The organism is Actinoplanes sp. NPDC089786 (assembly GCF_040684855.1).
GTDB lineage: Bacteria > Actinomycetota > Actinomycetes > Mycobacteriales > Micromonosporaceae > Actinoplanes.
This window is the reverse complement of sequence record NZ_JBFBGU010000001.1, coordinates 2259480-2266063: the sequence shown is the minus strand read 5'-3', so window position 1 is coordinate 2266063 and position 6584 is coordinate 2259480. Positions and strand designations below refer to the sequence as shown.

The 6584-nt window shown below is 70.1% G+C and carries 9 protein-coding genes and 1 tRNA gene; 5 read left to right on the top strand and 5 right to left on the bottom strand.

Going from position 1 to position 6584, the window contains the following annotated elements:
- The first annotated feature begins 521 nt into the window (after positions 1-521).
- On the top strand, positions 522-656 hold the full coding sequence (locus AB0O15_RS10825) for a hypothetical protein (RefSeq protein WP_364316890.1): 135 nt from the start codon (positions 522-524) through the stop codon (positions 654-656).
- A gap of 232 nt (positions 657-888) precedes the next feature.
- Here the strand turns inward: AB0O15_RS10825 and AB0O15_RS10820 are convergent.
- A tRNA-Val gene (locus tag AB0O15_RS10820) sits at positions 889-963 on the bottom strand.
- A gap of 51 nt (positions 964-1014) precedes the next feature.
- Positions 1015-1416, bottom strand: a complete 402-nt coding sequence (locus AB0O15_RS10815) for a TIGR02611 family protein (RefSeq protein ID WP_364316887.1) — start codon at positions 1414-1416, stop codon at positions 1015-1017.
- Positions 1417-1690: 274 nt separating this feature from the next.
- Between AB0O15_RS10815 and AB0O15_RS10810 the strand changes: the two genes are divergently transcribed.
- The 4 genes from AB0O15_RS10810 (at position 1691) to AB0O15_RS10795 (ending at position 3984) form a co-directional block, all read left to right on the top strand.
- Positions 1691-2122 (top strand): SsgA family sporulation/cell division regulator, encoded by a 432-nt coding sequence (locus AB0O15_RS10810; protein ID WP_014446635.1) that lies wholly within the window; start codon positions 1691-1693, stop codon positions 2120-2122.
- A 184-nt stretch (positions 2123-2306) separates the two neighbouring features.
- Positions 2307-3209 carry an AraC family transcriptional regulator gene (locus AB0O15_RS10805; RefSeq protein ID WP_364316884.1) on the top strand — a complete coding sequence of 301 codons (903 nt, stop codon included), beginning with the start codon at positions 2307-2309 and terminating at the stop codon, positions 3207-3209.
- Positions 3210-3286: 77 nt separating this feature from the next.
- The gene (locus tag AB0O15_RS10800) at positions 3287-3742 is read left to right on the top strand and encodes an Rrf2 family transcriptional regulator (RefSeq protein ID WP_364316882.1); all 456 of its coding nucleotides are present in this window, start codon (positions 3287-3289) and stop codon (positions 3740-3742) included.
- A 65-nt stretch (positions 3743-3807) separates the two neighbouring features.
- A complete protein-coding gene (locus AB0O15_RS10795; protein ID WP_364316880.1) occupies positions 3808-3984 on the top strand; it encodes a DUF4236 domain-containing protein in 177 nt (58 codons plus the stop codon).
- Here AB0O15_RS10795 and AB0O15_RS10790 read toward each other — a convergent pair.
- From AB0O15_RS10790 to AB0O15_RS10780, 3 genes are all read right to left on the bottom strand, one after another.
- Positions 3976-4875, bottom strand: a complete 900-nt coding sequence (locus tag AB0O15_RS10790; RefSeq protein ID WP_364316878.1) for a hypothetical protein — start codon at positions 4873-4875, stop codon at positions 3976-3978. The two genes, AB0O15_RS10795 and AB0O15_RS10790, sit on opposite strands and share 9 nt — an antisense overlap.
- Before the next feature lie 233 nt (positions 4876-5108).
- Positions 5109-5471 carry a hypothetical protein gene (locus tag AB0O15_RS10785; RefSeq protein ID WP_364316875.1) on the bottom strand — a complete coding sequence of 121 codons (363 nt, stop codon included), beginning with the start codon at positions 5469-5471 and terminating at the stop codon, positions 5109-5111.
- Complete coding sequence (locus tag AB0O15_RS10780) at positions 5471-6487, bottom strand: hypothetical protein (RefSeq protein ID WP_364316873.1); 1017 nt, start codon at positions 6485-6487, stop codon at positions 5471-5473. The genes AB0O15_RS10785 and AB0O15_RS10780 overlap by 1 nt, the downstream gene beginning before the upstream one ends.
- Positions 6488-6584: the final 97 nt, after the last annotated feature.

Genomic DNA, 6584 nt, shown 5'->3' with positions numbered 1-6584 from the left:
TCGGCGAGCTCTGGAAAAACTCCACATCCCTCGGGATCAACGGGGTTGACTCCACGGTCGACCGGCGTGCTAGTGGACACCCTCTCATCGGCAGAGTAACGCGCCGAGTCTCGCCCTTCACGTGGATGCTGTCGACGGAGCGTGGCCGTCAACGGGCGGAGCGGCGGGGCCAACGAGCACGTAGCCGAACCTCGTCCGCCCGGCGAGTTCTGGCATAGGAGGGCCCGCGTGAGGTCCCGGTCGGGCGCGGACGCCCACCTTCAGCGGTCACCACCAGCCTCCAAACCCGCTGGCAAAACAGCCACGCCACCCGCCCCACGCCCAAACGACACCTCCACGCGGCCTGACACACCCGCAGGAAGGCCATCCCCGCCGGGAGCCCGGACCACCGCTGCGGTCCGGGCTCCCTGGACGTCAATGAGCGTCTTAAGGTCAACCCGCAGTGGCGGTGAAATCCAGCCAGAAGATCGACGACGTCGTCGGTTGCACCAACACCAGGCCGACAGCCAGCGTCGTCGGTGATGCACGATCTGATCACGCCGCCGGCGCAGCCTGCCCGGGACACAGAACGCCAACTCGTGCTCGCCCGTCATACCTCGAGCGGTACGCCGCTGCCGCCCGACTTCGGCGCCTACCGGACCTTCTGCGGAACCTGAGCAACAGCGCACGCCGCCCATCCAGCCCGGCGCCGCATCCGGCTCACGTTAGGAATGGTGGGATCGGTGGCGAAGAGAGGCATCGCCCGCCTGCGCACCGTCGATGACCAGACCGCTGACCCGGACCGCTCAAGATGATCTTGCGCTCCCCCTGTGCTCCCAACGTAAGGAGCTACAAGCAAACAGCCCGTTACCTGAACTGCGGTAACGAGCTGTTGACCTGCACAGACGCTGGTGGGCGATACTGGGATCGAACCAGTGACCTCTCCGGTGTGAACGGAGCGCTCTCCCGCTGAGCTAATCGCCCGGGAACGCACCGAACAATACCGGAACCCTGACACCGCCTCCTAATCAGGGGTCAGGCGAGCCAGTCGCGGGCCACCTGGATCAGGTCGATGCCGAAGCTGAGGCGGACCGACACATACACGATCGCGCTCACGAAGATCATGCAGGCGATGCCGACCAGGCACCGGACCGGCCAGGACTGGCGGCCGATCCAGTGGGTCCAGGACTGCACGTGGCGCCGGGTGAAGACGAGCAGGTTCCTGGCCCAGGCGAACTCGACGGCCCAGATGGCCAGGCCCAGGATGACGATCGCCCAGCCGGGGCCGGGGAACGGGATGAGGACGATCCCGATGGCGACGACGAGGCCGCCGAAGATGCCGACGCCGACCTTGAGGGCGTGGCGGCCGGCGGGAGTGGAACGGATTCTGTCCAGGACTCCCACGGAGTGGCCCTGCTTGTCGGGTTTCGCGACCATTTCATCCCCCAGTGTTCCGGAGCCCCGTCACTACCCGGGAGGAATGGACGTTACCGGAGTAAGTCAACGACTGGACCACCCGACACCGGGCGGAACCGAGTACTTGGGCAGGGCCGACAAGATAGCGTTCTTCGACCCGTTTCGGGACGGATTCGGCACCGTCTTCCCACTACTGGGTGAGATCAGCGTATGGCGGAGCGTAACGACAGGGATCACCTGAGTATGGGAAACGCGGGGTTACCGACCTCGCAGCGGTGCCGGGGGGAGTTCGTCCATGAGTACCATTCGTCCGACGACCGTCGAGGTAGAGACCTCGCTGCGGCTCGTAGCGCCTGACGCCACGGCTCTGCCCGTGCGCGCCAGTCTCCGTTACGACCCCGCTGATCCTTATGCGGTCCATGTTTTGTTCCACGCGGAATCAGCCGGTGGGGAAGCCGTGAGCTGGTCCTTCGCACGGGAACTGCTGGTCACGGGGCTCGATGAGCCGGCCGGGATCGGTGACGTCCGGGTGTGGCCGTGGGCCACACCGAGGGGTGATTTCGTCGCTCTGGCGCTGTCATCCCCGGACGGTAACGCGTTGTTCGAAGTACCACGCAGCGTTCTGGTCCGGTTCCTCCGTCGCACCTATGTGGTGGTGCCCCGGGGGCGCGAATCCGACCATCTCGACGTGGACGCGGCGGTGAACCGGCTGCTCGCCGGGAGATAAATCGCAATTGCATGAGGCCCGTGTGGAGACTGCCGCTCCATGCGGGCCTTTTGCTTATAACGGTCATTACTGTCAAAAACAGAAAACGCCCAGACGTACGGTTATCGACCGTTTCCGCTCAGCAAAACGATCTCTCTTCGAGTAGCACGTGCATCCCTTGTCACCAGCGGATACGGTCGCCTCGATGTTCTCGATCGGCCACCGCACCCGGCGACCCGCCGGAACGCCACCCGCCCCGGCTTGGGCGGGCGTCGGCGCCTGCGCTCTGCCGGAGACCGACCTGGCGGTCCGGCAGCCCACCCCGCGGCGTCTCAGCTATCACCTTCTGGTCCTGACCACCGTCGGTCAGGGCACCATCGAGATCGACTTCGACACCCGCCGCTGCCATCCGGGCACGGTCGTCTGGATCCGGCCCGGCCAGGCCCTGCGCTTCGGTGGCCAGCCCGGCCTGGACGCGAGCCTGGTCTCCTGGGAACGCGACCTGCTCAGCGGCGAGCAGCTGCCCGGCCTCACCGTCGAAGATGCCGGCCCGACCGCCAGCCGCGACCTGGCGGGCGACGAGGCGGACGTGATCGGCGCCGGATTCACCCGGTTGGCGGACGATCTCGAGCGGCTGACCCCGGGCCCGGTGGCGGCCTCGCTGGTCCGCCACGAGCTGGCCGCGCTGCTGCTCCGGATGGCCTTGCTGACCAGGCCGGACGGTGAGTCACCGCCGAGCGCGGAGGCCCGCACGTTCGCCCGGTTCCGCCGGGCGCTCGAGGAGGGTCATGCGAGCAGCCGCCGGGTCGAGGACTACGCGGAGGATCTCGGGTGCTCCGTGCGTACCCTCACCCGGGCGAGTCTGGCGATCACCGGCCGCACCGCCAAGCAGGTCGTCGACGACCGCGTCGCGCTGGAGGCACGCCGGCTGCTGGCGTGCACCGAGGACTCGGTCGCCGAGGTCGGCCGGTCGCTGGGCTTCCCCGAGCCGACGAACTTCGGCCGGTTCTTCCACCGGGAGGTCGGGCAGAGCCCGGGCAACTTCCGGCTGGCGGTCCGGGACGGCTCGAACCATCAGGTCCCACAGCAGCGTGTCGCCGGCGGGTAACCACCGGTAATCCCTATATCCCCATGGTTTTGGGGGTGGCATTACCAGCAGTGGAACCGGCGCGGCATGATGGGTGGGTGCAGATCTCCGCGCGTGGCGACTACGCCGTCCGGGCCGCTCTGAGCCTGGCGAAAGCTCATCCGTCCCTCATGTCCGCCCAGGCCATCGCCCAGGACCAGGAGATGCCGCGGAAGTTCCTCGAAGCGGTGCTGGCCGATCTCCGCCGAGCCGGGGTGGTCCGTGCGCAGCGTGGCGCCGAGGGCGGTTACACGCTGTCGCAGCCGCCGCGCGACGTCACGATCGGCCAGATCCTGCGCGCGGTCGACGGTCCGCTGGCCGGGGTCCGTGGCATGCGCCCCGAGGAGACGCAGTACTCCGGCGCCGCCGAGAACCTGCCGAACCTCTGGGTGGCGGTGCGCGCGGCGGTCCGCGAGGTGGTCGACGAGGTCAGCCTGGCCGAGCTGCTGAGCGGCCGGATGCCGGCCCACGTGCGCAAGCTGACCACCCGCCCGGACGCGTGGCAGCCGCGGTGAGTTTGTAGATCAGGAGCATCGGGAAAGAGACATCCATCGAGGCGAAGTCCAAGGAGGACGTTCCGATGGCTGTCCTGTTCCGTCAACGCAAGAAGTTCGGCCCGTTGATCCTGAACTTCACCCAGAACGGCTTCTCGTCCTGGAGCATCAAGATCGGCCGCTGGTCGTGGAACTCACGTGCCAAGGCCCACCGCGTCGATCTGCCCGGCCCGCTGTCCTGGAAGCAGGACAAGTCACGCTGACGGCCGGATCACCACGTCGCCGCCGAGCCGCCCGGCCGGCGGGTCGCGGGTGACCGCGCCCGCCGCCACCAGCTTCTGCACCACCTGGGTGGCGTCGGCGGCGCGATAGACGGTCTCGGTCAGCGCGAACGTCCGCAACTCGGTGACCGTGGCGGCACCCACGGAAGCCAGGTGGGCGAGCACCTCACGGCGTAGCGGCCCGGGGTGCGGCGTGAGCGAGATGTCGATCAGATGCCGTTCCGGGTCGCCGGGGTCGCGATAGCGCACCCCGGCGAACTCGTCCACCGCCCACAGCGTCTCCTTGAAGGCCTCCAGGCTCTTACCCTGCGTGGTCGCGAAGACCAACAACTCCCCCGGCTCGTCCCCGGTCGCCAGCTCCACCGCCGCGACCAGCGGAAACCCGCCTTCCCCGAGCGCCGACCGATAGGCGTCCACGTCGGTCACCGCCCCCGGCGCCAGCGCGAAGATCGCCTCCGCCGGCTTGCCCGACGCGAGCGCCGCGACCGATTCCGGCGAAAGCGGATCAAGAGCTTCAAAAAATCCAAGCAGAGGTACGCGCGCAGCACCCACCGCCTTCAGCGCGGCTGTCAGCCGCGCATCCGTCCCACCCGCGACGACGTGCACGGTTAGGCCCGGGCTGTCCACGCCCACCGCCGCGAGCCGCCGCTCGACCTCCGCGGTGTCCGCACCGACCGCCACCATCGTCAGCTCACGCCCGCGGACCAGGTCGGACTGCTCCGCGAAGACCCGCAGCGCCGCCTCGGCCAGCGCCCCGCCGTCAGCGTCCGCCCCACCGTGCAGATAGGTCGCCCGCCGCTTGTGCAGCGCCGCCGGCGCCCAGGTCTCCAGGTGCCGGACCAGCACCTCGCGCTTAAGCTCGCCGACAGTCATGCCCCTTTCTACCGTGGCCAGGCCGGTTCTCGGTCATCCGGCTCAATGTCGTGAGGCTGATCCCCCGCGGCCGCGATCGGCTCGCCGGTCTCGAGTTCGGGGCTCGGCGGCAGGTTCCGCCGGATCGTGCGGACCGCAGCTCCTCAGCGTCGGCCGCGTCCAGCCACCATTCCCGGAAACGAGGTGCCGGGTTCAGGCAGCGTGCCCGCCGCGTCGCGAACCGGGCCGCCTCGTCACGATGTTCCGGGGCTCTCGGCGGCGCTCACCCAGCCGGACTCCAGGGCGGGGCCGCCGTCCGGGACGATGAATGTCGCGCGGTAGGTCGCGCCGTCGTCGGGCGGCAGGCGCCAGCCGGCGATCTCGGTCACCGTCTCGGCGAGCGGCAGCGCGGTGGTGGGTCGCGGGCCGCTGCCGTCCTCGGTGATGGCGCCGTCGCTGGTCCGGGTCTGCAAGGTGAGGGTGCCGGCGGGCAGGATCGCCTCTCCGGTGCGCCGGACGGCCGCGTAGAGCTCGACGTGGTGCCCGGGGCGGGTGGCACGCAGGCCCAGTTGCCAGGACGAGGCCGGCGGCCCCCAGGCGTACGGCGGGTCGCTCATCACGTGTGCCTGGCCCGGCCGCGGTATTTCTGCCAGGTCACCGACTTGACCCGCCGGCCCAGGCCGATGCTGAGCGAGCCGACCCGCCACTCGCCGGGCCAGTGGTAGACGGCGTCGCCGGCGTTGGCGTGGGCCGGGCCGACCGGTGTGGGGGTGTGGGTGGACGACTCGCCCTGGATGACGTCCATCCAGTCGGCCGGGCCGGCCAGCACGGCGCCCTCGTTGCCCCGGCGCCAGTCCATGCCGGCCGCGTCGGCCGTCGGGGCGGCCGTGAAGTGCTCGTTGATCGGAACGGCGCTCGGCAGGGTGGTCCCGAACTGGTCGAGGATCTTGTAGTGGACGTGGCTGACGTAGCCGAAGGCGCCGTCGGCGGCGTCGACGTTCCGCAGGTGCCCCAGGGCGTCCGGGGCCAGGACGGTGAGCTTGTAGGACGCCTTCTGGGTCTTGCCGCCGGCCGTCCGCGTCACCGAGATCTTCGCGTCGCGCCGCGCCGTGCTGGCGCCGGTGGTCGTGACCGTCGGGGTGGCCACGGCCGGGTCGCTCAGGCCGAGCGGCCCGACGACGGTCCAGGCGAACGTCCCGGCGGCCGGCGTGTTGGTGCTCAGGGTGGCGCTGGTCTTGTAGCCCGCCGGGGAGAAACCGTCGAGCCACCACAGACCGGTGGGCCCGCCGATGTGGAACGGCGCGGCCGGAGCGGCCGACGGCGCCGACACGGGTGGCGCGGCCGTGTCCGTGCCCGCCGGTTCGGCGGCCGGCGCCGACATCGGCTCCGACTCCTCGGGGGACAGTTCGTTGAACTCGCCCGGCGGCTCCGGCTCGGCCACCGTCGCTTCCTCGCTCTCCGGGTGCCCCGCGGGCTCCATGAGGCGGGCGACCGCCCGGTTGCCGGCGGAGCCCTGGAGGGCGAACAGCGCCTGGGCGCGGCCACTGATCGCCGGCGGCGACGGCTGCCCACCGGCTTGCTCCGGAGCGGCGCTGACCTGCTCGGACTCGATCAGCGAGCTGTACCATGCCACGGCCGACCCCCTGGGTTGCGCGCTGCCAGACCGGGCTCCAGTATCCCCGCCCGCGGCATCCGGCGGCCGGGTGGCGAGGAGTGTGCACCAAGAGGCA

Coding starts and splice junctions, on each gene's coding strand:
- AB0O15_RS10790 (WP_364316878.1), bottom strand. CDS start 4,875: ATGACTGTCGGCGAGCTTAAGCGCGAGGTGCTGGTCCGGCACCTGGAG.
- AB0O15_RS10795 (WP_364316880.1), top strand. CDS start 3,808: ATGGCTGTCCTGTTCCGTCAACGCAAGAAGTTCGGCCCGTTGATCCTG.
- AB0O15_RS10825 (WP_364316890.1), top strand. CDS start 522: ATGCACGATCTGATCACGCCGCCGGCGCAGCCTGCCCGGGACACAGAA.
- AB0O15_RS10785 (WP_364316875.1), bottom strand. CDS start 5,471: ATGAGCGACCCGCCGTACGCCTGGGGGCCGCCGGCCTCGTCCTGGCAA.
- AB0O15_RS10810 (WP_014446635.1), top strand. CDS start 1,691: ATGAGTACCATTCGTCCGACGACCGTCGAGGTAGAGACCTCGCTGCGG.
- AB0O15_RS10805 (WP_364316884.1), top strand. CDS start 2,307: ATGTTCTCGATCGGCCACCGCACCCGGCGACCCGCCGGAACGCCACCC.
- AB0O15_RS10815 (WP_364316887.1), bottom strand. CDS start 1,416: ATGGTCGCGAAACCCGACAAGCAGGGCCACTCCGTGGGAGTCCTGGAC.